At 60.6% G+C, this 24,817-nt stretch carries 22 protein-coding genes and 1 pseudogene; 10 read left to right on the top strand and 13 right to left on the bottom strand.

All coding sequences use genetic code 11. The features are described 5' to 3' along the window. Positions 1-25 precede the first annotated feature (25 nt). Positions 26-1,603 (bottom strand): hypothetical protein, encoded by a 1,578-nt coding sequence (locus tag OP496_RS02155; RefSeq protein WP_280561729.1) that lies wholly within the window; start codon positions 1,601-1,603, stop codon positions 26-28. Between the two features lie 120 nt (positions 1,604-1,723). Here OP496_RS02155 and OP496_RS02150 point away from each other — a divergent pair, with 120 nt between their 5' ends. The 4 genes from OP496_RS02150 to OP496_RS02135 all read left to right on the top strand — a co-directional run bounded on the left by OP496_RS02150 (position 1,724) and on the right by OP496_RS02135 (position 5,279). Then, positions 1,724-3,493, top strand: a complete 1,770-nt coding sequence (locus tag OP496_RS02150) for an SLC13 family permease (RefSeq protein ID WP_280561727.1) — start codon at positions 1,724-1,726, stop codon at positions 3,491-3,493. Positions 3,494-3,589: 96 nt separating this feature from the next. Next, positions 3,590-4,264, top strand: a complete 675-nt coding sequence (locus OP496_RS02145; RefSeq protein WP_280561726.1) for an alpha/beta fold hydrolase — start codon at positions 3,590-3,592, stop codon at positions 4,262-4,264. Positions 4,265-4,272: 8 nt separating this feature from the next. Further along, on the top strand, positions 4,273-4,896 hold the full coding sequence (locus OP496_RS02140) for a DUF938 domain-containing protein (RefSeq protein ID WP_280561725.1): 624 nt from the start codon (positions 4,273-4,275) through the stop codon (positions 4,894-4,896). A gap of 77 nt (positions 4,897-4,973) precedes the next feature. Next, positions 4,974-5,279, top strand: a complete 306-nt coding sequence (locus OP496_RS02135; RefSeq protein WP_280561724.1) for a hypothetical protein — start codon at positions 4,974-4,976, stop codon at positions 5,277-5,279. Positions 5,280-5,431: 152 nt separating this feature from the next. Here the strand turns inward: OP496_RS02135 and OP496_RS02130 are convergent, their stop codons facing one another. After that, positions 5,432-6,844 (bottom strand): PhoH family protein, encoded by a 1,413-nt coding sequence (locus tag OP496_RS02130; protein WP_280561723.1) that lies wholly within the window; start codon positions 6,842-6,844, stop codon positions 5,432-5,434. A 414-nt stretch (positions 6,845-7,258) separates the two neighbouring features. Here OP496_RS02130 and OP496_RS02125 point away from each other — a divergent pair. After that, positions 7,259-7,427: pseudogene (locus OP496_RS02125) on the top strand ((2Fe-2S)-binding protein); the annotation flags it as partial. Positions 7,428-7,527: 100 nt separating this feature from the next. Next, positions 7,528-7,719 carry an SAM-dependent methyltransferase gene (locus OP496_RS18355; protein WP_348521994.1) on the top strand — a complete coding sequence of 64 codons (192 nt, stop codon included), beginning with the start codon at positions 7,528-7,530 and terminating at the stop codon, positions 7,717-7,719. Positions 7,720-7,826: 107 nt separating this feature from the next. Here the strand turns inward: OP496_RS18355 and OP496_RS02115 are convergent, their stop codons facing one another. Further along, positions 7,827-9,356 carry a C69 family dipeptidase gene (locus OP496_RS02115; protein ID WP_280561722.1) on the bottom strand — a complete coding sequence of 510 codons (1,530 nt, stop codon included), beginning with the start codon at positions 9,354-9,356 and terminating at the stop codon, positions 7,827-7,829. 192 nt (positions 9,357-9,548) lie between these two features. Continuing rightward, positions 9,549-9,953, bottom strand: a complete 405-nt coding sequence (locus OP496_RS02110) for a LysR family transcriptional regulator (RefSeq protein WP_280561721.1) — start codon at positions 9,951-9,953, stop codon at positions 9,549-9,551. A 97-nt stretch (positions 9,954-10,050) separates the two neighbouring features. Here OP496_RS02110 and OP496_RS02105 point away from each other — a divergent pair, with 97 nt between their 5' ends. Next, positions 10,051-10,995: a DMT family transporter gene (locus OP496_RS02105; protein WP_280561720.1), complete on the top strand. Its 945-nt coding sequence runs from the start codon at positions 10,051-10,053 to the stop codon at positions 10,993-10,995. Positions 10,996-11,088: 93 nt separating this feature from the next. On the opposite strand, the gene OP496_RS02100 is transcribed toward OP496_RS02105, so the two are convergent. The 6 genes from OP496_RS02100 to OP496_RS02075 all read right to left on the bottom strand — a co-directional run bounded on the left by OP496_RS02100 (position 11,089) and on the right by OP496_RS02075 (position 16,908). After that, entirely contained in the window at positions 11,089-11,520 is a 432-nt protein-coding gene (locus OP496_RS02100; protein ID WP_280561719.1) for a GFA family protein, read from the bottom strand. Positions 11,521-12,055: 535 nt separating this feature from the next. Then, on the bottom strand, positions 12,056-12,820 hold the full coding sequence (locus tag OP496_RS02095; protein WP_280561717.1) for an SDR family oxidoreductase: 765 nt from the start codon (positions 12,818-12,820) through the stop codon (positions 12,056-12,058). A 141-nt stretch (positions 12,821-12,961) separates the two neighbouring features. After that, positions 12,962-13,438, bottom strand: coding sequence for a peroxiredoxin (locus OP496_RS02090; RefSeq protein WP_280561716.1), 477 nt, complete (start codon positions 13,436-13,438; stop codon positions 12,962-12,964). Positions 13,439-13,476: 38 nt separating this feature from the next. Further along, a complete protein-coding gene (locus tag OP496_RS02085; protein ID WP_280561715.1) occupies positions 13,477-13,794 on the bottom strand; it encodes a hypothetical protein in 318 nt (105 codons plus the stop codon). 410 nt (positions 13,795-14,204) lie between these two features. Then, the gene (locus OP496_RS02080) at positions 14,205-15,800 is read right to left on the bottom strand and encodes a peptidoglycan DD-metalloendopeptidase family protein (protein WP_348521310.1); all 1,596 of its coding nucleotides are present in this window, start codon (positions 15,798-15,800) and stop codon (positions 14,205-14,207) included. Between the two features lie 259 nt (positions 15,801-16,059). After that, a complete protein-coding gene (locus OP496_RS02075; protein WP_280561713.1) occupies positions 16,060-16,908 on the bottom strand; it encodes a pirin family protein in 849 nt (282 codons plus the stop codon). Positions 16,909-17,001: 93 nt separating this feature from the next. Here OP496_RS02075 and OP496_RS02070 point away from each other — a divergent pair, with 93 nt between their 5' ends. Next, on the top strand, positions 17,002-17,916 hold the full coding sequence (locus OP496_RS02070; protein WP_280561712.1) for a LysR family transcriptional regulator: 915 nt from the start codon (positions 17,002-17,004) through the stop codon (positions 17,914-17,916). A gap of 115 nt (positions 17,917-18,031) precedes the next feature. Then, positions 18,032-19,033 carry a glutathione S-transferase family protein gene (locus OP496_RS02065; protein WP_280561711.1) on the top strand — a complete coding sequence of 334 codons (1,002 nt, stop codon included), beginning with the start codon at positions 18,032-18,034 and terminating at the stop codon, positions 19,031-19,033. Between the two features lie 24 nt (positions 19,034-19,057). Here OP496_RS02065 and OP496_RS02060 read toward each other — a convergent pair whose 3' ends face one another. Further along, positions 19,058-19,516, bottom strand: a complete 459-nt coding sequence (locus OP496_RS02060; protein WP_280561710.1) for a YaiI/YqxD family protein — start codon at positions 19,514-19,516, stop codon at positions 19,058-19,060. Between the two features lie 395 nt (positions 19,517-19,911). Here OP496_RS02060 and OP496_RS02055 point away from each other — a divergent pair, with 395 nt between their 5' ends. Further along, positions 19,912-21,624, top strand: a complete 1,713-nt coding sequence (locus tag OP496_RS02055; RefSeq protein ID WP_280561709.1) for a DEAD/DEAH box helicase — start codon at positions 19,912-19,914, stop codon at positions 21,622-21,624. A 144-nt stretch (positions 21,625-21,768) separates the two neighbouring features. Here OP496_RS02055 and OP496_RS02050 read toward each other — a convergent pair whose 3' ends face one another. Both OP496_RS02050 and OP496_RS02045 read right to left on the bottom strand, forming a co-directional pair. Next, positions 21,769-23,346, bottom strand: a complete 1,578-nt coding sequence (locus tag OP496_RS02050; protein ID WP_280561708.1) for an aldehyde dehydrogenase (NADP(+)) — start codon at positions 23,344-23,346, stop codon at positions 21,769-21,771. Positions 23,347-23,566: 220 nt separating this feature from the next. Continuing rightward, entirely contained in the window at positions 23,567-24,736 is a 1,170-nt protein-coding gene (locus OP496_RS02045) for a fumarylacetoacetate hydrolase family protein (RefSeq protein WP_280561707.1), read from the bottom strand. Between the last annotated feature and the right edge of the window lie 81 nt (positions 24,737-24,817).

Below are 24,817 nucleotides of genomic sequence, written 5' to 3'. Positions count from 1 at the left end.
CACCGCCTATAACAGAAAGGCGGCGTCAGGTGTCGTCGTACCCATATAGGGTATGCAGTAAGCCGCGCAGCTCGTCCATCGAGCGCGCGGACGTGTCCTGGGGTGGTTGCATGCCGCGTTGGAATCCGTGCTCGAGTAGCGGTTCGATCAGTGCGCGATCGCCACTGATGATGTGCACGGGGACCTCGCGGCTGGGCGTAACACCTAGCATACCTGGTGCGGCCTGATGATCGCCGAGCAGGATCAGTAGGGTCTCGTCGTTCACGTAACGCTCGGCGTATTCCCTCGCGACCGACAGCGAATAGGCCAGCGCCGGGCCGTAGCGTTGCCGCATGCCGGCGTTGTCTCCCCAAAGCTCGAGGAAGTCGCTGCCTTCGCCTTCCCAACGCGTGAAGGCTTGGCCGTCGTCGAGGTCGTCCCAGGGCAGCGGTTCGATCACCGGTACCCAGGGCGCGTGGCTGCTAATCAGAGCCAGCTCGGCGAACAGCGGCTCACTATGCTCGCGGCGTACCTGGCGCAGGCGATGCCAGACGAACTGATCGGGTATCGTCACCCAGCCCAGGCGCGGGCCGCGATAGTCGAGCCGTGCGTCGTCGTGAATCTCGTCGTAACCGAGTCGCCGTCCTGCCGGCCAGTCGCGATAGATCGCCGGCATCATGGCGACGCTGGTATGCCCTGTACGCTCCAAGTCGTCGATCAAGGTGGCTCGAGGGCTTTCGAGGAAGAGGTCGTAGCGCAATGTGGAGTCGACCCATAATCCGCTGAGCACGCTGGCATGCGCCAGTCGTGACTGCCCGCCAAGCGTGGGCGATACGAGCCGGCCGCTGGCCACGCTGAGTCCGGCTTGTGCGAAGGCCTCGGCCATGGCATCGAGTCGGGCGTTCACCGGCCCGGCAAAAGGCTCACGTTCGAGCGCGGCCATGCCATAGGATTCCACGAACGCCAGAATAACGTCGTGCCCTTCAAGTTCGGGCAAGGGCTGACCGCCCGGCGCATCGAGCGGGGATTCACGTGTCGACAGGCGTGCGTCGAAATCGCGCAGCGAGGCGCGGGTCTCGTAGGTGCGGGTGGCCTGGTCGGTGAGCAGCGTGATGCCGGGTGTGCCGACGGGGGCCGCGTCGCGCCACAAGCCGAGCAGCGCCAGCCCCGCGCCGAGTATCAGCGTGCCCCAGGCACAGCGGCGAGGTGCGCCGTGGCGCGGTAGGCTCGCCAGCAGATGCCCCAAGCCCAGGCCGATGGCCAGCAGCGCCAGGAGCGTCGCGGTCACCAGTGCGATACTGATCGGTAGGCCTAGGTTGTCGCGCAACAACTCCAGCAGGATCGGTACCTGCGAGGGATCGAGATAGAGGTTGAGTGGCCGGCCCTGGATCTCCTGGGTGATCGTATCGCCCAGCGCACAGGCCAGTGCCAGCACGATCAGCGCGGCACTGACGTATGCCAAAAGTCGGCGCGACAGGCGCTGCCGAGGCCATAGGCTCAGCACGCCGACCAGAATCAGGCCCTCCAGCGCCAGCCAGGGCATGGCGGCGACGCCCAGGCGAGGGATCGCCGTGGCGATGAGTGCGGCATTGACGAGTAGCAGTGTCAGCCACCAGCGAACCATGAGCTTTCCTTGTCTGCATAGATCAAAAAGTATCTAAGGCCATTCCCACAAATAACTTCCAGGAATATTCGTGGTTCGTCACAATGCGGGCATCGTATCTCTTGTTAGGACACTGGCGGTATGCCATTCGATGCTTGGCTGACGCTGGCCATTGTGGCGGCGTCTTTTCTGTTGATGGCGACGAGTCGCCTCGGCCCGGACGTGATCCTCATGGGCGCGGTGATCGCGCTGTTCGGTGCCGGCGTCATTAACGCCGACGAAGCCCTGGCGGGGTTTTCCAACACCGGCCTTTTCACCGTGGCCTTCATGTACATTCTCGTCGCCAGCATACGCGAGACGGGCGGCATTGACCTTCTCATCCGCTACGTGCTGGGGCGTCCACGCCATGAGCTGGGCGCTCAGGCGCGGTTGCTGCTTCCTGTCTCGGCGACCAGCGCCTTCCTCAACAACACGCCGGTGGTGGCGACGTTTCTGCCGGCGGTGCTGAGCTGGAGTCGGCGTCTGCGTTTGCCGGCGCACCGCTTGCTGATGCCGCTGAGCTTCGCCTCGATTCTGGGCGGCACCTGTTCGTTGCTTGGCACCAGTACCAACCTGGTGGTCGATGGCCTGCTGCGCGATCGCTATCCCGAGCAGGCGCTGCATCTGTTCGATATCGCGTGGATCGGCGTGCCCGTGGCGCTTGTCGGTCTGGCCTATCTAATGTTGGTGGGGCGCTGGTTGTTGCCTAAGCGCCGCACAGCGACGGATGTCTTCGAGAATCCGCGCGAGTACACCATCGAGATGCAGGTCGACCCACAAGGTCCCATCGTCGACAAGAGCGTTGAAGAAGCTGGGCTTCGCCACCTCGATGGATTGTTTCTAGTCGAGATCGAGCGCGAGGGCAACATCGTTTCGGTAGTGGGGCGCGGCGAGCGTCTCAAGGCCAATGACCGGCTGGTGTTTGCGGGGACCACGGAAGCGGCGGTGGAATTGCAACAGATTCGCGGTCTGCGGCCTACCGGGCAGGGGCAGTCGAGCCTCAAGAAATCCTTCGCCGAACGGCGACTGGTCGAGGCGGTGGTGTCCGAGCAATGCCAGTTTTTGGGGCGACGGCTGCGCGAGGGGCATTTTCGTACCTTCTACGGTGCCTCGGTGCTGGCAGTTTGTCGCCATGGTGAGCGGGTTTCCGGCAACCTTGGCCAGATTCAGCTACAGCCGGCGGATGTGCTGCTCATGGAAGTACGCCCCGCGTTCATCGAGCGCCACCGTCAGTCGCGAGATTTCCTGCTGATCAGCGAGCTCAACGGCCAGGCACGCCCACACCACGAGCGTGCTTGGGTGGCGTGGTCGATCATGCTGGGCGTGGTGGCCCTGGCGGCATTCGGCGTGTTGAGCCTGCTCAAGGCGGCGATGCTCGGTGCCGCCTTGGCGCTGATGACCGGCTGCTGCACGATCAGTGCCGCGCGGCGGGGGCTGGATACGCAGGTGTTGCTGACCATCGCGGCTTCCTTCGGCGTGGGGGCGGCGATGGAAAGCTCTGGCGCCGCCTCGACCCTGGCCCAAGGCGCCCTGACGTTGGCCGACGGCAATCCGTATCTGTTGCTGATCGGTGCCTATCTGGTGGTGGCGCTGCTCACCGAGATCGTAACCAACAACGCGGCGGCGGTGATCAGTTTTCCCATCGTCACCGGCGCCGCGCAGCAACTGGGCGTGGATATCATGCCGTTCGTGATCGTGGTGATGTTCGCCGCCTCGGCGAGTTTTCTGACTCCCATCGGCTATCAGACTAACTTGATGGTCTATGGACCTGGCGGGTATCGATTCAGCGATTATCTGCGCGTGGGCGGAGGGCTGAGTGTGCTGGTCGGCGTGATGACGTTGGTACTAACCCCGCTGATCTGGCCGTTCTAGAACGGGGGCGTCGTGCCCCATGAATATGGACAGCCGGGAACGTTTTGCACATCCTGAGCCTTTGTGTCTTCGAATGCTTTTCAAGGAGCCGAGCCGATGGCCGAATCTTCGCCACTGATCATCGAACCCCAACACCGTGCCGCCGATGCGACGGTGATTCTGTTGCATGGGCTGGGCGCCGATGGTCACGATTTCGAGCCGCTGGTGCCGGCGTTACCTCTGGCGGATGATCTGGCGGTGCGCTTCATTCTGCCGCATGCACCGCGCTTGGCGGTGACGGTAAACGGCGGCATGGAGATGCCGGCGTGGTATGACATCCTCGACATGAATCTCGGTCGGCGCATCGACGAGGCTCAGCTCAAGACCTCGGCGGATAGAATGCATGCGTTGATCGGTGCCGAGATCGCCAAGGGTATCGACAGTCGCCGCATTGTCGTCGCTGGGTTCTCGCAGGGCGGCGCGGTGGCCTACCACGCGGCATTGACGTATCCTCAGCCGCTGGCGGGTCTGCTGGCGCTGTCGACCTATTTCGCCACGGCCGAATCGATCCAGCTCAGCGAGGCCAATCGCGCGCTGCCCATCGAGGTGCATCACGGCAGCTTTGACCCGATGGTGCCTGAAACCCTGGGCCACGAGGGCGCCGAACGGGCCGAGGCGCTGGGCTATGCGGTCAACTACCGTACCTATCCCATGCAGCATGCGCTGTGTCCTGAACAGATTGGCGACATTGGCCACTGGCTGAACGCGCGGCTAGGCGTAAAGAGGGCATGATGCAGACCATGGAAGAATCTGAGCCTAGCGATGGCGTGCGCCTTTCTACACCTGCCGCGAAGCGCAATCGTGAACCTATTCTGACGCTGCTGCGCAAGGTGCTACCCGCCTCGGGGCGTGTGTTGGAGATCGCCAGTGGCAGCGGCGAGCATAGCGTGTATTTCGCCGAGCATCTCCCCGCACTCACCTGGCAGCCCAGCGACCCGGGCGAACGCGCCCGGCGCTCCATCGCCGCCTGGCAGCGTCACGCGGCACTTGCCAACCTGCACTTACCCCTGGCGCTGGACGTAACGCAGCCCTGGCCGGATGACGCCGATGAGCCGTCCGCCATACTGTGCATCAACATGCTGCATATCTCGCCCTGGGCGGCGACCCAGGCGCTGCTGCGCGAGGCAGGGCGTCGCTTGCCCGAAGATGGCGTGCTGGTCGTCTATGGCCCCTTCATGCGCGGTGGCGAACATACCGCCTCGAGCAATGCGGCCTTCGATGCCGATCTGCGCCAGCGCGACCCAGTCTGGGGCATTCGTGCGCTGGAAGATGTCGAGGACGAGGCCCGGCTAAACGGGCTTGCGTTGCAACGTGTCGATGAACTGCCGGCGAACAATCTGGGCGTGGTCTTTCTGCGGCGCTAACGTGGGTTGGTAGAGTGCGCTTGATTTCTCCGCCCTGGCCCCAAACACTGTGGATAGGCACATGGATAGATAGACACATGGATCGCGAGGGTCACGGTGCGGCGGTTGCTCTGCCACCGCAGGATCATGGAGGAAAGGCGATGAACGAAGATTTTTCCGTCGAGTTGCGTTTACCCAAGGGATGCCCGAATTGCGGTAGTCATAAGGTGACAGTCTCCCAGGCGCAACAACCTGACGATATCGTGTTCTGTAGCTCGTGCAGTACCGAAGTCTGCGATTATCAGACTGCCAGGCAGATGCTCGACGAAATGCCGCGCAGCGAAAATGAGAAGCTCATCGAGGACGTGGTCAACAACCGCAAGCCGTCCTCTACCGAAGAGTAGATCCGCCGAGATGCTGCGTGATCCCTAGCTCGCCCAAGAGGTTGTACAAGAGTAGCTGTAACGTCAGTGACAAAGAGCGCGCCCCGGCCATCGGCCGGGGCGTATTCGTTCAAGGATGAAATCGCAGGGGAAACACGTCGCGAGACGCGATGTCAGAGCAGTTCCTCCGCGGCGAGGGCGAGGCGTGAGCGTTCGACGCTTTTCAGCGCCACGTGGCCGGCATGCGGCCAGTCGCGGAAGCGCTCCACGGCGTAGGCCATGCCGCAGGTGTTGGCGGTGAGGTAGGGCGTATCGATCTGCCCGACGTTACCCAGCAGTACCAGCTTGGTATTGCGCCCCGCCCGCGTGATCAGTGCCTTGAGCTGCTTGGGCGTGAAATTCTGTGCCTCGTCGATGATCAGGAAGGTGTCGCTCAGGGTGCGCCCGCGCATGAAACTCGGCGCGCGGATCTGCACGCGTGAGCCGATTAGCTGGCGGGTGGCACCGTCGCTCCAGCTCGAGCTGCCGTGTTGTTCGTCGCGTAGCAGGTTGTCCATGTTGTCATGGAAGGCGCCCATCCAGGGCGACATCTTCTCTTCCTCGGAGCCGGGGAGGAAGCCGATGTCCTCGCCCATGGGAATCGGCGCGCGAGTGAAGACGATGCGTTCGAAAAGCTTGGTGTCCAGGGTTTGCTGGAACGCTGCCGCCAGGGTCATGTAGGTCTTGCCAGTCCCGGCGTTGCCGGCGATGGTGACCAGGTCGATCTCAGGGTCCATCAGCAGGTTGAGGGTGAAGTTCTGGCGGCTGTCGTGGGCGTGTACGCCCCACACACCGTCGTGATGGCGGTAGTTGGTCAGCAGTTGCAGCGTGGCGCGGTGCGGCGCGAGCGAGCGTACGATGGCCTCGAAACCGGCGCCGTTGTCGCTGTCCGATACCAGCATGCCGACGTGCCAGTCCTTGGGTAGCTCGCCGGCGAGGTGATAGAAGGTGCCGTCTTCCGTGCGCTCGACATCGACCTCGACGTTGAGCCGGTCCCACAGTCCTTGGCCTTCCGCACCGGCCTCGGCGTAAACCTTGGCGCCCTCGATCATGGCGTCGAGATCGTCGAAAGCGCGGTCGTTGAGGTAATCCTCCACGGGGACGTTCAGCGCCGCCGCCTTGACGCGCAGGTTGATGTCCTTGGTAACCAGGATCACCGACGCGTCGGGACGTTCGTCACGCAGGCGGCAGGTTTCGGCGAGCAGACGGTTATCGGGAGAATCGACTAATGGGTCGAGCGTCTTGAGGTCGGTGTAGCACAGGAAACGCAGGCGGCCGCTGGGGCCGTGGCTCACGGGTAGCGGAATGCCCTCTTGAATTTGCTCAGGGGTAAAACGGGAGGTCAGGTCGGACAGGGTGCGGCTGATTTGCCGCGCGGTCTGGGCTATTTCACGAATCCCATTCTTGTGCTTGTCGAGCTCTTCCAGCACCGTCATGGGGATGACGACATCATGTTCCTCGAAGTGGTACAGGGCTGTGGGGTCATGGATCAGGACATTGGTATCCAGTACGTAGAGCCGGGTTACTTTCTTGTCGAGTCTCACCATCGGGGGAAGCACTCCTTGGTTAACGGCTTCTCCGACCCTGACAGGATGGCGTTGCGCCTCCGTGGCGCCCGACACCCCGGCAGCGTCGCCTGCAAAACAGTCCGGTCAAGGTGGGGGCGGGCATTCTCCTTCTGTGGGTTACATGACTTAAGCATGGTAGAGCGACAAAAAATTGCAATTTTGTGCGTGTGCTTAGACCGAGCGCGTATCTCTTGCCACGTTGCCTGACGGGGCGTATTAACGCCTTGGCGAGCGGCGGGGCTGATCAAGAGCCGAGCTTCGGGGCTGATGAAGCGACGAGGCCATGATCGGAGGATGTGCCGTGCTTCTCGATCAGTTCGCAAGGTCTTCATGCCCTCCACGCGGACAATGGAATAGAGCTCTTGGCGGGTGTGCGCGAAGTGCTCGCACAGCGCTTGGTCCGATACGGGGCCGGTGGTATGCAGTTGCCATCAGGTTGGTGCTCAGGTGATCCGCAAGGCGATTCGCGGTGGCGATACCGATGTCGATGCGCTGGGCGCGCCTGGCCTGCGGGACCCAGTGCGGTTCCTGCATTCCCGAACTCAAGTCATTGTTCGAAGAGGCGGTGGCGCATGCTGGGATGATAAGGCGCTGGAAACGGCCTGATACATTCATCGCAAGCGTGAGTGCCTTGCTGGCTCGGCTGGCGCGGGGGGAAATCGGTGGTGCGTCTCAAGGGCGGCGATCCGGGCATTTGCGGGCGCATGGGGGAAGAACTTGCGGTACTGGCCGAGGCGGGGCGGCCCACCGAGATCGTTCCCGGGATTACCGCTGCCCTCGCCGTGTTTGATCGCCGTGGGCAGCGTGGTGCAGATGCCAAAGAGGTGCGGTGGAGTGAGTTGGCTATGGCATAAGGCGTGAGCAGAGGCCAGGTATCTGCATGCAGACACTGCCGCTTGAGGCCCCTAAACGAAAAACGACCGCCTCGAAAGGCGGCCGCGCGACGCTAGCCAAGCGTCATTTATTGCGCTGGTTGAGGCTTGTCGGGGTCAGCGCCCACTAAGCAGTTGACGGTTTCACCGCCCTGATCATTGATATGCTCGTCTTTGGGGCGGCGCTCACCTGTCACTAGATGACTATAAGCTGCCAGACTATCCACTAGGGTAGCTCCCAAGTGCATAGCATCGCTGGCACGCGTATTGGAGTAGAACGTCAATAGCGACTTGGCCTGCTCGCGCTTACCTTGCTCGATGAGCGTGCGAGCGGACTCCTCGACCCACTGGATGTCATCGAAACTCTTCTGCTCGAATCCCTTGAGCATGCGTTGCACGGTGGGACGGAAGGTTTTCGGGTCTTCGCACATGTAGTACATGACCTGCTTGAAGCGACGCCCCGCGAAGTCGCTCGCTTCTTGCATGGCATAATCGGGATTGATGAAGTGAGAACCTGCCCCCTTGGTCAGATAGCGATGCTGCGCAAAGGAAGAAGGGACCTGCTGAACGCCTAGCCACCACGGAATATAAGGCGCGGCGACCGAGCCAGTCGGCGCCACCCACATGCGCACCATATCTGGATCACGGCCTTTTTCCAGAGAGACTACCTGACCATAACCCGCCTCGTCGTCGGAGATACGATGATCTCGTACCCGAGCGATCATGTCCTGCTCGGAGACAGGTGCCATGTCACGCGTAGCCTTCTCCAATTTAGCCTGGCTCATGTACTTGTAGCCACCGGTGCGTGCTTGGGTATCCTGACGTCCGTAGACGTCGAAGACATTGAAGGGCTCATCGCCTTGTGCGTCGAACCAGCCTTTATCCTCCGCGTAGGATACGAGGTTATCAGACCCCATGTAGTCGTCGTTGTCCTGGAAGTCTTTCGGAAAATCCTCAATATAACCGGGATACAGAACCCGCACATCATCCGGCCCTAAGCGCTCAGCCGCCCATAGCCCCTGACTGCCGGGCAATTCCCAGACCACCCAAGCCTCACTGGGGTCCGCGATCAAATGAGTATTGCCACCGTAGGTGGCATAGCCATACGTATCGATCAGGTCGCCGATCAGCTCTACCCCTTCACGTGCAGTTTTGGCCCGTTCCAGTACCAGGCGAGCCAGGTCGCTGTATTGGACGCCTTTTTGCGGCGTCTCGGTAGCGTCGATAAGCTCCTCGCGGCCCGTGGCCCATACGTCGCGTACTGCCACTTGGTGCTCATTGACGCCGCCGTTAGTCAGCGGCGCGGGAAAGCCCTCATAGTCCGAATAAGACATCGAAAGGTAGCGGTAAGTATGCTCGACTTGAAGAATTTCGATCAGCTCGCCGGGAATCCAGGCGTCCTCGGTTACCCCGACGTCGATTTTTTTCTCGGAATCATGATCGGCGGCGGACACGATTTCCAGCCAATGGCTCGATACCTCCTCTCCGGTGCCGCCTACTAAGACATTGCCACTTTCTGTCAGGTTCTTTCCAACATAGAAGGCATGACTTGCCCATGCGGAAGAGCAGGTGCCGAGCAGCGCCAGGACCACTACTGTGGTGAGTGTTTGCCGTTTCATAGGTTTGTCCTTGGTACTCCCTGATGAATGGGTATTAAGCAGGTTATCGATAATATTATAAAATCCAATTTTTTATAATTTATAATTGTAAATTATAAATATTGGCTGGTAAAGGAATGTACTTTCACGCGACCGTTTGGAATTTGATAATAAACTGAACAGGGTCGATGATTTCCTTTTTCGGTCTCGCCCCTATTTGATTTGACCTCGAAACCGTTCGGCCTCGGCGATCAGCCAGTCGATGAAGTGCTGGATGGCGGGTGGGGCTTGGCCGGTGGCGGGAAGGATCAGGTCGTAGGTGAACGGCGAGTCGATTACGTGGCGCTCGCCGAAAGGGCAAACCAGCACGCCGCTGGCGAGGCGCGCCAGACCGGCATCGACATCCTCGGCCAGCAGATGGCCGGCTTCACTGACGCGCATGCCGTTGGCATGACGCTCGAACAGCGCCGCGCCCAACCGATCCTCGAGTTGCTTGACCTGGCGGCTGACCGCGCCAGGCGTAACGCCGAGGTGCTTGGCCGCCGTCTTGAAGCTGCCGGCGCGCGCGGCCTCCGAAAAGGCGCGTAGCGCGTTGAGGGGCAGTCGTTCGATCTTCATGAGTTGAGTTTTCCTGAGCCTGAGGGGGTAGATTAATCGTTTGGATCGCAGCGCCGCAAATGCTCCACTGAGTCTCGATTCAATGGAGGTTGCGATCATGACCAAATCTTTTTCGGGCACCGTGACGGCTCGTCCCAGCATGACATCGACTCACGCGCGGCATGATCTCGACATGACCGCTGGCGTGGCGATGACCGGTTTTTGTGTGGCGCTTGGGTTGCAGCAGGTCGCCATCAAGGCCGTGGCCGACGATATCCCGCCGCTGGGTCAGATCGTCGTGCGGTCCTTGCTGGCGGGGCTATTGGTGCTCGTCATTGCGCGCTGGAGAGGCATCCGGTTGGCGGATTTCCGTGCGCGCCTGGGTGCGGGTGTGCTGGTCGGCCTGGGCTTTGCAGGCGAGTTCGCCTTCGTCGCCTGGGGACTCAACTACACTCTGGCGTCGCACATGTCGGTGTTTCTTTACACGGCGCCGGTGTTCGCGGCACTGGGGCTGCATCTCTGGGTGCCGGGCGAGCAATTGGTGCGCTCGCAATGGTGGGGCATCGGCGTGGCGTTTCTAGGCATGCTCATCGCCATGGCGCCCTCGGCGTCGCTTGGCGGAGATGCCGGTGCGATCCTGCTGGGCGATGCCCTGGGCTTGCTGGCGGGGCTTTCTTGGGCCGCGACCACGCTGATGGTGCGCCGCTCTTCACTCTCCGAGGCGCCGCCACTTCAGACGCTGACCTATCAGCTATTGACCGCAGGCGTGCTGTTGTTGCCTATCACACTGTGGTTGGGCGATTGGCAAGATGCTGCGTTCAGTGGCATGGCGGTGGCCAGCTTGAGCTTCCAGACACTGATCATTTCGTTCGGCGCCTTGCTTTTGTGGTTCGCCTTGCTGCGCCGTTACTGGGCCTCGCAACTCGGCGTGTTTTCGTTCTTGTCACCGATATTCGGGGTGTTGTTCGGGGCCGTGCTGCTCGACGAACCCTTGTCTTGGAATTTCGTGCTCGGCGGTGTGGCGATTCTAGTGGGCATCGTGCTGGTCAGTCGCAAGGCTTGAGGGGCGTTACCTGGATCAGACGTTCCAGCTCCTCAAGATAGCTTTCCAGTACCAGGCTCCATGACCCCGCATGTGCGGGGGCATCGCTCTCCCTTAGCTGTCGGCACTGCCTTGGAACTGCGCAAAGACCTCGTCGCCGGTCAAACGTGGCGTGTCGTTGGCGAAATCGTAGAAGCTCGGCTTTTCATCGATGAAGATCTGCTGAGCGATCGTCCAGGGCTCGCCGGCATCAATGAGGCCGAGGGGAAAGGCGTAGTGCTGGCCATTGGCGAGACGGTAGAAAAGGTGCGTACCGCACTGCCGGCAGAAGCCGCGTTCGGCCCAGTCTGAAGACGCATAAACGCTGATGTTTTCCTCGCCTTCGAGAGTCATGGGCTCGTCGCTTTCGATGGCAAGCATCGGGCCGCCACTCCAGGTCTGGCACATGCGGCAGTGGCAGATGCTCACGCCGTAACCGGCAAGCGACACGTGAAGGCTGACGGCACCGCACAGGCAGGTGCCTTGGCTTTCATTAGGGGCTGACATGAGCGACTCCTTTTTTGAGTGATGATTGTGTCGTCGGCACGAGATGATGCCGTAACCAGTCGATGGCTTCGATCAGTTCGGCGGTAGCCGCCTTGACGCGATCCAATCGGCAGGAAGCACGCGCCCACCATCGAATAGGCCTTGTTGCCGATATAGCCCGCCGATTTTCAACAAGGCATGTGGCGTGAGCCTCATTTCATTGCAGTGAAAGGACTAGTGTGGTCGATGTCAGGAGAGATCCAAAATACGCGTCGCAAAAAAAGTCCCCAAGAAGGGGACTAGGGGAGCACGCCAGCTCACTCGGTTCATCGCTGCAAGGCAACGACGCTAAAAAGGGGGAAGAAGGCGCCGGATTCGATGGTTGGCGTTCTTCGTGTCTTATAGGTTGCGAAGTGCGTGCCATTTTTTTGATTTTACTTTAAAGACAGCATGTTATCGTTTCTGGCCGTAAGAGCGGCGTGCAGTGCCGAACCAAAACCGGAAACTGATGCCCCAAGACGGGCAAAATTTCCGCGGCGGTGCACCATGGGTGTGCCTAGATCACCGAGAGAAGCCCACCGTCCACGTAAATGATCTGGCCGTTGACGAAATTCGAGGCGGGAGCGGCGAGATAGACCACGGTGCCGACCAGGTCGTCCGGGGCTCCCCAGCGCCGTGCGGGTGTCCGGTTGATGATCCAGTCATTGAATTCAGGTTTGTCGACGAGGGGTTGGGTCATCTCGGTAATCATGTAGCCGGGGCCAATGGCGTTGGCTTGAATGCCGTGCTCGGCCCATTCCGCGGCCATCGACTGCGTGATCATACGTACGCCGCCCTTGGCGGCGGTATAGGCACCGACCGTGGGACGTGCCACTGAGCTCATCAGCGAACCGATATTGACGATCTTGCCTCCTTGGCCTCGGGCGATCATCTGCCTGGCAACGTGACGCCCCATCAGGAAGGTGCTGCTCAGGTTGGTGTCGAGTACCTTTTGCCATTCCTCGTGGGGTGTATCGACGAGCGGCTTGCGCAGCTGGATACCGGCATTGTTGACCAGGATGTCGATATCGATGCCTTGAGCGCCCAAGTCGGCAAGTGTTTGCTCGATGGCGGTTTCGTCAGTGACATCGAACGACGCGGTGCGCACGTCGTGATGTTCCTCTATGAGCGCTTGCTGGGCACGCTGCAACTTTTCGGTATTGCGTCCATGCAAGATCACCTTGGCACCGGCGTCCGCCAGCCCCTTGGCCATGGCATAGCCGAGACCGCCGGACGAGCCGGTAATCAGCGCCGTTTTGCCGGTGAGGTCGAATAACGTCATTGCGTATCATCTCCTTGTCTTGAATGCCATCTCTAGTCTAATCCGAAAAGACTGGCGCTGACGTCGTCACGAAAGTCGGGCAGGCACTTACGAAATGGCCCGCCGAGAGGCGGGCCATAGGGGCGGCGACGCTGAGCGGACTTACAGATTGGCGAGAATCGTTTCGGCGCTGCTTTTCTCGACGCCTTTTTCATCGACCCCCAGGTAGCTGACCACACCATCGTCGACGATCATGGCGTAACGCTGGCTGCGCGTTCCCATACCGGCGCCGCTGGCGTCTTTCTCCATGCCGATGGCGCGAGTGAAGTCGGCGTGGCCATCGGCGATCATGGTAATCGCCTGAGCGTTTTGATCTTGCTGCCAAGCGCCGAGGACGAAAGCGTCGTTGACGGCCAGACAGGCGATGGTATCCACTCCCTTGGCGAGAATGTCATCGGCGTTGATCACGAAGCCCGGCATATGGGTGTTGGAGCACCCCGGCGTAAAGGCGCCGGGTACCGCGAAGAGTACCACGCGCTTGCCGGCGAAGAACTCGCCGGTATCGAAGTCTTCTGGGCCGTTGGCACCGTTGGTCTTGAGGGTGACGCTGGGTAGCTTGTCGCCTTGTGCGATGGTCATGACGTACTCCTTTCCTTCAGGTGTTCGATCCTGGCCGCTTACAGTGCGCCATCGGGTCGGTATATCGCAACCCATAGGCGCTTGAGCCATGAATTCGAAGGCAGTTCAGCGTGCGGCTGGCATCGACGTGGGGTTGCATTACCGCCTGCACCGACGATGCTGGCGACGGCACCAAGGGCTTTCTTGTTGATAAAGGGGACGACCCCAAAGTGGCACCTTCGGCCATTTGAGTGAAAAGGCTGAAGACCAGCATGATGCCGATAGCTAATCATCATCACCGGCAGTGAGCCTAGGCATAATAACCAGGTGTAGGCCTTGCGAGGGCCGATCTTGTCGGCTTTGTTGTGGATTTCCATGGCTCATCCTCTAGCGTTGGAGTAGCGGAGATCGAACGCGACGTCGGCGATCTTCATCATGAAGGGCCGGGTCCTGGGGGCCGACGCACTACCTTGGAGCACATGGGGCAACTGGGCCGCCGCTTTCCCAAGCCGATGCTCATGCTTACCGAGGAAGAAAACGCCGAACTTGACGCGCGAAGCGGCCGATGATCTTGGTCTCAATTATTCGCTCGTCGATGCCAAGAGCGAAGGTGAGCATGCGACCGAATGGTCGCTGGCAGGGCGGCGTGGCGACATCGCCATGGGGGCGACCAGCTGCTGGACGGCGGGCGTTTTCGGGCCGCGGAAACGATTGAGAAGGATGAAATGCAAACCGCCCCACTGTTGGGTGGGGCGGTTTGCCGAATCAGGCACAGTGGGCAGATGCTTCAGCCTTCGTCACCGGGTTCCTGATCGAGATGTACGCTGGCGATAGCCGGTGTGTCGCTGTCACTTTCCAGCTTGGCGAGTAACGGCTTGGCTTCCTTCTGGAATGCTGCCAATGCCTTGCCTTCCAAGCTCTGGTTTTCGGGCAACTTGACGCGCATGGCGTCCACGGAACGGTTGTTGACCATTACCTCGTAGTGCAAGTGTGGACCCGTGCTACCGCCCGTGTTGCCGGACAAGGCGATTTTTTGACCTATCTCGACGCGATCACCCTCGGAGACGAGACGCTTGGAGAGGTGCATGTAGCGCGTCTTGTAGCCGTTGTCGTGGCGGATGACCAGATAATTGCCGGCGCCGCCCGCCTGATAGGCGGACTTGATGACGCGACCGGCTGCTGGCGAGTCGACGGCGGTACCGGCACGCATGGCAAAGTCCGTGCCGCGGTGCGGGCTGATGCGTCCGGTGATCGGATGCTTGCGCCGCAAGTTGAACGGCGAGCTTATGCGATAATGCCCTTCGAACGGATACCGGTTGAAAGCTGGGTCGAGGCCTTGTCCATCGGGCGTATAGAACTGGTCGTCGGCGTTATTGCGTACGACGGTCAGGTCCATGCGCTCGCCTTGATACTGAGCAGCGAGAATCCGTGAGTCGACGCTTTCGCCTTCCAGCATGTCGGATTCGACGAGTACCTGGAAATGATCGCCGGCACGCGTATTGTGGCGGAAATCCAATTTCTTTGAGAGCAGGCTTGTCAATTGTGCGACCTCGGAGCGGGAGAGCCCTGTGGATTCCGCCGAGAGGGTGAAGCTTCCGTTGACCGTGCCGGCAAAGAGACGTTGAGACGGCTCGGTGGCCTTGATGATGTCGGAAACGTCGAACTCGTCCTGGGGAGAATCGCGTTCGATGACATAGCCTTCACGTGCATTTTTCATGACACGTAGCGCCAGGAGGTCGCCGTTCTGATTGAGCTTGTAATCGAACGAGCGTCCGACACGCCAGTGCGTCAAGGCACTCTTGTCGGGAACGCTATCCAGGATATGCATGACATCACTGTATCCCAGTCCCAGCGTACGTTCCGCCGTCACGGCGAAGGTGTCGCCTTTCTGTACCGTATAGGTTTCCCATTCCGGCACGAATTCCTGTTGTGTGGCGATCTCGCGTTCAAGATCGGGAGAGCCATCCTCGTCGTGCAATTCCGTCGGGTCGATGGAAAAGTCTTCGTAGGATGTTCCACCCAAGGCTTCATCGTCGAGTTCATCCCCAGAAAGCAGTCCTGGCAACTGCATGGCCGTGTGAAGAGCCTCGGCGCCGAGGTAAGGACGAGAGGATTGGGTATCGAACGCCGATGCGTCAGATACGTTGTTGTCTGTTGCATGCGCCTTGTCGATGAAGTCGACATCGACGATTTCCTGTGCCTTGAGTTCACTCAGCGGAATATCGCGAGTGGTGACAGTCTCCAGGGTGGCGAGGGCATTGTCTGCAAGCGAAGGCGACGAACGAGAATCGTCGTCGTTTTGGGTGATCTGCTGGGTAGTTGAATGGCCACCATTGGCGTCGATGACGGTAACGATTTTGTGCGTGCCCAGCACGGTCACCATGGTGGCGACCGGTAACAAGATTAATTTATGAGTGCGGGGCAGCGAATGAAGAATCCGCAACATGATAACTAGAAGCCGTATACGTGAACGTTAAATAGATAAAAGGCATTGGAACGATAACTCATGCTAAATGAAATGCCTATCCTGTTCATGCATACAGCATGGGCAAGCCGGTAACAGCAGCTTGCCACATAGGATATGCGTGGCTATGTAGGTAATCTTTTACCGGTGCCACAATTTGTACAATAGCTGCATAATTTTAGTCGGTCAAGCTGCCGTCTCGGTAGGCCTGCATGGCGGCCTCGAGCTCGTTGCGTGAGTTCATCACGAAAGGTCCGTAGTGAGCGATAGGCTCGCGATGTGGTGTGCCACGCAAGAGCAGGGCGCCGGCCTTGCCGTCCGCTTCCAACGTAAGTGCGTCGCCTGCCTCGAGCACTGCGAGATGACCCGCATTTACCGTTTGATTGCCAATCTTCACCGTTCCCAGGTAGGCATATACCAGCAGGGTTTCGTCACCGAGGTGCGTCAGCGACAAGGTGCCCGATTCGAGCCGTACGTCGGCGACACCGGAACCACCAGCCAGGGCATCGAGGGGGCCATCGATACTGGATGTGGCGCTTTGCCAGCGGCCGCCGAGGGCGATCAAACGACTCTCCTGTCCCTCGAGGTACGGCATTTCCAGTGCGCGGATATCACGATAAGTGGCCGGGCTCAGCTTGTCGCGTGCAGGTAGATTGATCCACAGCTGAAAGGCGTGAAGACCTTGGCTGTCGGTCAGCGGCATTTCGGAATGGATCATCCCGCGTCCGGTGTGCATCCATTGCGCATCGCCGGCATGAATGGTGCTGCTGTGACCCAGGTGGTCTTCGTGTGTCAGCCCTCCATGAATGACATAAGTGAGCGTCTGCATGCCTCGGTGAGGGTGTGGCGGAAAGCCCCCGATATAGTCATCGGGCTGATCGGACCCCAGCTCGTCGAGCATGAGAAAAGGATCGAGCCCACCCTCGAAGTCGTGGAGGCGCTTGATCTTGACGCCATCGCCGTCTTGGCTTGGGTGACTGGAGCGAATGTGTTTGATCTGGCGGTCAGCTTGCATTGTGTGTGTCATGGTGAACCCTCTCGATGATCATGACTGGCATTCTAGTTCGTATTTTTCGAAAATTAATCGCATATTTTTGCTCCTAACCTTCGGGATAATCGAATGGTCAATGTCACGTTAGCGCAATGGCGAATGCTTGCCGCCGTGGTCGATCATGGCGGGTTCGCGCGTGCTGCCGAGGCCGTGCACAAGAGTCCCTCCACGCTCAATCATGCGGTGCATAAGCTTGAAGAGCAGTTAGGTGTGCAGGTACTGGAACCCGTGGGACGTCAGGTACGCCTGACCGAGGCGGGCGATATGTTGCTACGCCGTGCCCGGCAACTGCTGGAAAGCGCCGATGCCTTGGAAGATGTCGCCGGACGCTTGGGGGAGGGGCTCGAAGCCGAGGTGGTGATCGCCGTCGATCAGCTTTTCCCGCCGGATGCCTTGGCGCATGCGTTGGACAGCGTCTCGCGCCACTATCCCCATGTTCGCGTGCAGTTGCATGAAACCGTGCTCAATGGCGGTGTCGAGATGCTTTACGATGGACGCGCCGACCTGGTGGTGTCGGGCATCGCCGCCCAGGGATTTCTGGGCGAGCCATTGGTCAATGTGGAGTTTCTGGCCGTCTCGCATCCCGAACATCCTCTACAGCATCTGGGACGTGAACTCGACCTGCGCGATCTGGAGCAGCATCGTCAACTGGTGGTGCGCGATTCGGCGCTACGTCAGTCGATGGACGCCGGGTGGCTCAAGGCTGAGCAGCGCTGGACATTGAGTCACCTGGTGACATCGGTCGACATGCTGTGCCGCGGATTGGGGTTCGCCTGGATGCCGACGACCCGCATTCGCGAGGCATTGCGTATGGGAGCGCTTGTCCCCTTGCCTCTGGCGCTCGGGGGGCGTCGCGAAACGCCGATGCAGTTGATTTTCCGCGACCGGGATCGCGCCGGGCCGGCTACGCGGGCGCTGGCGGCAGCGCTGCACGACGCCGTGAGCGATTGCTGCGATGAACATTCGATAGAAACGAACGGTTAGGCCGTTTTAATACGCTTGAGCGCCGAATCAATCGTTCTATGCTGAGCGGCATCGAGGGTGGCCAGCTGCCGGCCGTCCGCTCAATAAGCGTCAGGATCAGTGTAGGAGTAAAGGTATGGGACTGTTGATCGAAGGTCGTTGGTACGACCAGTGGTATGACACCAAGAAGCACGGCGGCGAATTCGTTCGCGAGTCCGCTCAATTGCGTGACTGGGTGACGCCGGACGGGGCATCGGGACCGCAAGGGCAGCCGGGTATCGAAGCCGAGGTAGGACGCTTTCATCTGTACGTGTCGCTGGCCTGCCCGTGGGCGCATCGCACCCTGATCATGCGCAAGCTCAAAGGGCTCGAGGGTTTGGTAGGTGTATCCCATACCAGTCCGCTGATGCTGGAGCAGGGCTGGTCCTACGCCATCGACGAGGGCTCGAGTGGCGATCCGCTCAATGGCGTCGACTACCACCACCAGCTTTATACGCTGACCGAGACGCATTATACCGGGCGCGTGACGGTGCCGGCGCTGTGGGACAAGCGTGAAGGGCGTATCGTCAACAACGAGTCCGCCGATCTGGTGCGCATGCTGGGTGGGGCATTCGATGATTTGACCGGCAACCGGTTGGATCTTTATCCAGAGGATCTCCGCGAGACCATCGATACCGTCAACGCCGACGTCTACGATCACATCAACAACGGCGTTTACAAGGCCGGCTTCGCCACCCAACAGGCGGTCTACGAGAAACACGTCACGGTGTTGTTCGAAGCGCTCGGGCGGCTCGAGTCACGGCTCGATACGCAGCGTTATCTCGCCGGCGAGTGGTTGACCGAGGCGGACATCCGGCTGTTCACCACGTTGATCCGCTTCGACGCTGTCTATCACGGACACTTCAAGTGCAACCTGCGGCGTATCGAGGACTATCCCAATCTGTCGAATTATCTGCGCGAGCTCTATCAATGGCCAGGCATTGCCGAGACGGTGAATTTCGATCACATCAAGCGCCACTACTATTACAGCCATGAGACCATCAACCCGACGCGTATCGTTCCCAAGGGGCCGGTACTGGCGCTGGAACGCCCGCATGACCGCGAGCGGTTGCCGGGGCGGGGCATTCGTGGTGCTTAGGGCCGTGGCGCTTAGGTCGATGTATCAGCGTCGCTTCCGGGTACGTGTCAGCCAGCGATCGAGCGCATTGGCGAAGGTGCGGCGTTCGGCGTCGCCATAGGGTTTGGGGCCGCCGGTATGCTCGCCGCTGGCGCGCAGGGTTTCCATGAAGTCACGCATCTGTACCTGGGCGCGAATACTGTCCCGGGTCAGCGTTTCGCCACGATTGGTGATGACCTCGGCCTCGCGCGCCAACGCGGCCTCCGCCAGAGGCAGGTCGGCGGTGACGACGAGATCGCCCGGCGCCACTCGGTCGACGATGGCGTCGTCGGCGGCATCGAAGCCACCGGGGACGGCCAGCGCGCTGACCCAGGCCGAGGGCGGCAAGGGCAAGCGGTGATTGGCGACGAAGCGTGTCGGCGTTTGGGTGCGCTCGGCGGCACGCACGATGACTTCGCGGGCATGACGTGGACAGGCGTCGGCGTCAATCCATAACGTCGGCATGGGGAGAATTCCTCGATAAGCGAATAGGGCTTGATGAACGAATAAGATTGGGCAAAGCCATTGGTCGATGGTAGTATGCCATTTCCTCGCATGTGTTGACCCCTCCATCCTGTATTCGTCCCTGTGCGATGTGCCTTCCACCTAGCGTGGATAGAGCCTTAAGGACGTTTCTGCGCAAGGCGCATTGCCCGCTCGCTTCGAGCCGGCCGTGAGAGCGCTTGCCGCATCGATGGCGCGCCACGACGCGTAAGGTCGCCACAGCTGCCGCGTATGCGGCAGGACGCAGGTGCTGCGACCGGCGCCTTTTGTTTCGATGCCCCAGGCCGAGCGGCCGATGGGCAATGAAGGTGCCTTGAATTTTTCCGCCGGTTCGCTCCGGCTATCCAAGGTGTGACATGACCACGACCCCCGCTGCCTCGTCGACTTTCGCCGAGCTTTCGCTGCCGTCTGTTCTTCTTTCTACACTCGAATCACTGGGATATGAAACGCCCTCATTGATTCAGTCTAAAACCATTCCCGCGCTGCTTGACGGGCGCGATGTGCTGGGCCAGGCCCAGACCGGTACCGGCAAGACCGCTGCCTTTGCCTTGCCGCTGTTGTCGCGTCTTGACCTCAAGCGTCGTGAGCCGCAAGTGCTGGTGCTTGCGCCGACGCGTGAGTTGGCACAGCAGGTTGCCGCTTCTTTCGTCCAGTACGGCCGTGATCTCAAGGGGCTTGAGGTTCTCAGCCTATGCGGTGGTCAAGAGTACCGCGAACAGCTCAGCGGTTTGCGCCGTGGTGCCCAGGTCATCGTGGGCACGCCGGGACGCGTGATCGACCACCTCAATCGTGGCAGCCTCAAACTCGACGGCCTCAATGCGTTAGTGCTCGACGAGGCTGACGAAATGCTGCGCATGGGCTTCATCGATGACGTCAAGCGTGTGGTCTCCGAGACGCCGAAAGAAGCGCAGCGCGTATTTTTCTCCGCGACCCTGCCCAATGAAATCTCGCGCATCGTCGATCAGTACCTGGTCGATCCGCTCAGGATCATGATCGAGACCAAGACCAAGACGGCCGAAGGCATCGAGCAGCGGTTGGTTCGTATCGAAGGTGGCGCCAAGCTGGAGGCGCTATCGCGCTTACTCGAGGTCGAGCCGGTGGACGCTGCTATCGCCTTCGTGCGCACACGTGCCTCCTGCACCACGCTGGTCGAGCAATTGTTGGCGCGTGGCGTGAACGCGGCGGCGCTGTCCGGCGACCTGGATCAAAGCCTGCGCGAGCGGACCGTCGATCGCCTCAGGCGTGGCAAGGTCGATGTCCTCATCGCCACCGACGTTGCCGCGCGCGGTCTCGACGTGCCGCGTATCACGCACGTTTTCAACTACGACCTGCCGCAAGACGGCGAGGCGTATACTCACCGCATCGGGCGGACGGGGCGCGCTGGACGCAAGGGCGTGGCGATTACCTTCGCCGGTGGCCGCGAGCAGCGTCGCGTACGTGATATGGAGCGTGTGACCGGTCAAACGATGCAGGAAGTCGAGCTGCCCGATGAGTCTGTCATCCGTGCCCATCGCGACAAACTGTTTCGTGAGCGCGTGCTGAAGACGCTGGAGCAGGACAGCGACTATCAGCGTGAGCTGATTGAAGGCTTGGCCGACGACGGTTATGACCCCGTGGATCTGGCGTGTGCCATGGCCAGCATGGCGCGTTCCGGCGAGGCCCCCATTGGTCGCTTGCCGAAGCCGGGCGAACGTCGTCCCGCCCGTCAGGGAGGGGGGCGCAACGAAAAGCCCAATCGTCGTGATCGTGGACCGAGCGCTGGCATGACGCGTTACCGCGTGTCGGTGGGCCACAAGGATGGCGTCAAGCCCGGCCAGCTGGTGGGTGCATTGGCCAATGAAGGCGGCATCGACGGTGGCAAGATCGGCCGTATCGACATCCGCAATGCCTTCTCTATGGTTGAATTGCCGAGTACGCTGCCGGCCGCTGTGCTGTCGCGCATCGGCCAGGCGCGTGTCGCCGGTCGTCCGCTGGAGATTGCCGAGGATCGCGGCGGTGATCAGGAGCGCGCCCCGCGGCGTCAACGTGAAGGCGGAGACGCTCCTCAGCGGAATCGTTCGCAGGCGTGATCTAGCCGTTAATGGCTCACGCGCGCCGCTCGTTATCTGACGAGCGGCCATTAAAAACGCCCCATGGCAATGTTGCTGCCATGGGGCGTTTGCGTTGGTGATGGCCCTCGTCCCGGAGGACTCAGGCGCATCAGGAGGAGATGCTTATCCCTCGCGCTGGCCGTCGACGAGACGCTTCAGGCCGAGGCCGTTCGCTTCCTTGAGTGCCTTGGGAAGCAGCGAATCGGAGAGATTCTGATAGCACACCGGACGCAGGAAGCGGAAGATCGCGGCGCTACCCACGGAGGTGGTGCGTGAATCGGTCGTGGCCGGGAAGGGGCCGCCGTGAACCATGGCATGGCAGACCTCGACACCGGTCGGCCAGCCGTTGGCCATGAGGCGACCCGCCTTGCGTTCCAACGTGGGTAGCAGCTGTGCTGCGTCTTGGGTATCGCCTTCGTCCATCTGCAGGGTGACTGTCAGTTGGCCTTCCAGTGCTTCGGCCACGCGCTTCATCTCGTCCATGTCGTTGCAGATGACGACTAGAGAGGTGGCGCCGAAGACTTCTTCCTGCAGCGATTCATCGGCCAGCACATCGGCGCCTTGCGTGGTGAAGAGGCCAGCCTGGCACTGGTTCTCGCCTTCCCCGGCAAGGCCGCGGCCTACTTCGTTCACCTTGGCGTTGCCCGCCAGCTTGGCGACGCTCTGCTCGTAGGCCGAATGAATTTCAGGCGTCAACATGGTATTCGCAGGCGTGTCCTTGAGCGCCTTGCCAGCTTCCTCGATGAAGCTATCCAGTGCCGGGCTCTTTAGACCGATCAACAGGCCGGGGTTAGTGCAGAACTGGCCTGCGCCCATGTTGAGCGAACCGACAAAGGCTTGGGCTAGGTCGGTGCCGCGTGCCTCAAGTGCTTTGGGCATCAGGAAAACGGGGTTGATGCTGCTCATCTCGGCGTAGACCGGAATCGGCTCGGGACGCGATTGCGCGGCTTGTTGCAGCGCCAGACCACCCTTGCGCGAGCCGGTGAAACCGACTGCCTTGATGTTGGGATGCTTGACCAGCGAGGTACCCACGTCGTAACCGGCATCGAAGAGCATGGAGAATACGCCTTCAGGCATATTGCACTTTTTGGCGGCGCTTTGGATGGCGCGCGCCACCAGCTCGGAGGTGCCGGGATGCGCCGAGTGTGCCTTGACGATTACCGGGCAACCCGATGCCAATGCGGATGCGGTGTCACCACCGGCCACGGAGAAAGCTAGTGGGAAGTTGCTGGCGCCGAATACCGTGACCGGTCCCAGCGGAATGTGGCGCTGGCGAAGATCTGGGCGTGGCATGGGTGTGCGTTCCGGCAGCGCCGGATCGACGCGGACATCGAGCCATTCGCCAGCACGCACGACACCCGCGAAAAGGCGCAGCTGGTTGCAGGTACGTCCACGCTCACCTTCGAGACGTGCGACCGGGAGGCCACTTTCGCTCATGGCACGTTCGATCAAGCCACCGCCCAGATGTTCGATTTCCTCGGCGATGGTTTCCAGAAACTTGGCCCGCTCCTCCAGTGAGGTTTCCCGATATAAATCGAAGGCATCCCAGGCGAGCTGACAGGCGCGCTCGACCTGGTTGTTATCGGCACTGGGAAACTCGGGTGGAAGAGTCTCCCCATTGGCGGGGTCTACCGCCTGGAAACTAGTGCCGGGGCCGGCTGCGATGTCTTGTCCGATGATCTGTTTGCCTTCCAATATCATGCTTGCCTCCTGGCATTGATGGGCATATATGAGACATGGCGACGCTGAGCGATAGAGTCAAGGGGCGTTGCCTCGCACCGATGTTGCAGCGTGATCCTTGGCATCGCTTGCGCCTTTCATGTCATCGAGAGTGCTGTTTTGGATGGATGTCATGGCCGGGCGCAAAGCGTCGGGAGCGACGTCTTCGAGCGCCCCGTCCACGGTGTTGAAACGACGATCGTCAAGCGTCGGGGCGCTGGTGTACGAGGTAGTTCAGCAGGGCACCACTACCGAACTGCCAGGGCCGAATGCGGTCGCTGGTGTCGACGCGATTGACCAGTGCCCCGAGCGTGGGCGTGGCAATGGTCACGACGTCTTCGAGGTGGTGAGTGAAACCGCTACCTTGGGTATCGCGATCCTGTGTGGGGGCGAATAATGTCCCCAGGAACAGCATGAAGCCGTCCGGATACTGGTGATGCGCCCCCAGTGTCTGGGCGACGAGATCGAGCGGGTCGCGACTGATCTGATTCATCGAGCTCACCGCGTCCAGGTGAAAGCCATCCTCGCCTCTGACATCCAGCGTTACCTCCAGGGCGCGGACACTGTCGATGTCGAAGTCGTCATCGAACAGGCGCACGAAGGGGCCGATGGCGCAAGAGGCGTTGTTGTCCTTGGCCTTGCCCAGCAACAGGGCACTTCGCCCTTCGACATCGCGCAGATTGACGTCGTTGCCGAGCGTGGCGCCGCGTACCTGGCCGCGCGAGTCTACCGCCAGCACGACCTCGGGCTCGGGGTTGTTCCACTTAGAGGCCGGGTGAATACCGACCCGGTGCCCCAGGCCGACCGCCGACATGGGTTGCGATTTGGTGAACACCTCGGCGTCGGGACCGATGCCGACTTCCAGGTATTGCGACCAGACGTCGAGCTCCACCAGCTTGGCCTTGAGGGCCTCGGCCTCGGCGGATCCCGGCGTCAGCCGGGAAAGGTCGTCGCCGATCAGCGAGGTAACGGTCTCGCGCAATGTCGTGGCTTTCTGGCTATCGCCGCGCGCTTGCTCCTCGATCACTCGTTCCAGCATCGATGACGCAAAGGTTACCCCGCAGGCCTTGATTGCTTGCAGATCGCAGGGCGCCAGAAGGTGCCAGGTGGCGGGGTCGCCCTCGGCATCGAGCGAGGCCTCCAGGCAATCGCTGACCGTGAGAAGCGGTGCATCCGGCGCCTGGGCGATGCGTGTTGATAGATCGTCGAATTCCAATAGGCCGCTGAACGTGGGGGCCAGTGCGCTGATATCGTGCAGCATGCCGTCACGCACGGTGACCAGGCGGGGGCCTTGTGCATCGGGATCCCACACGCGTCCGATCAAGCTATCGTTGCCGGCATCCTGTGGGAGAAACGAGTGAAATTCATTCATGGGGGCGCCCTTGGATTCGTCGCATCAGACGGTAAATGTTGAACATAGTGATTACATGTTCAACATAGACTTTGGTATACC

This window comes from Chromohalobacter sp. 48-RD10 (genome assembly GCF_029889785.1).
GTDB lineage: Bacteria > Pseudomonadota > Gammaproteobacteria > Pseudomonadales > Halomonadaceae > Chromohalobacter.
This window is presented reverse-complemented; position numbering and strand designations above follow the sequence as displayed.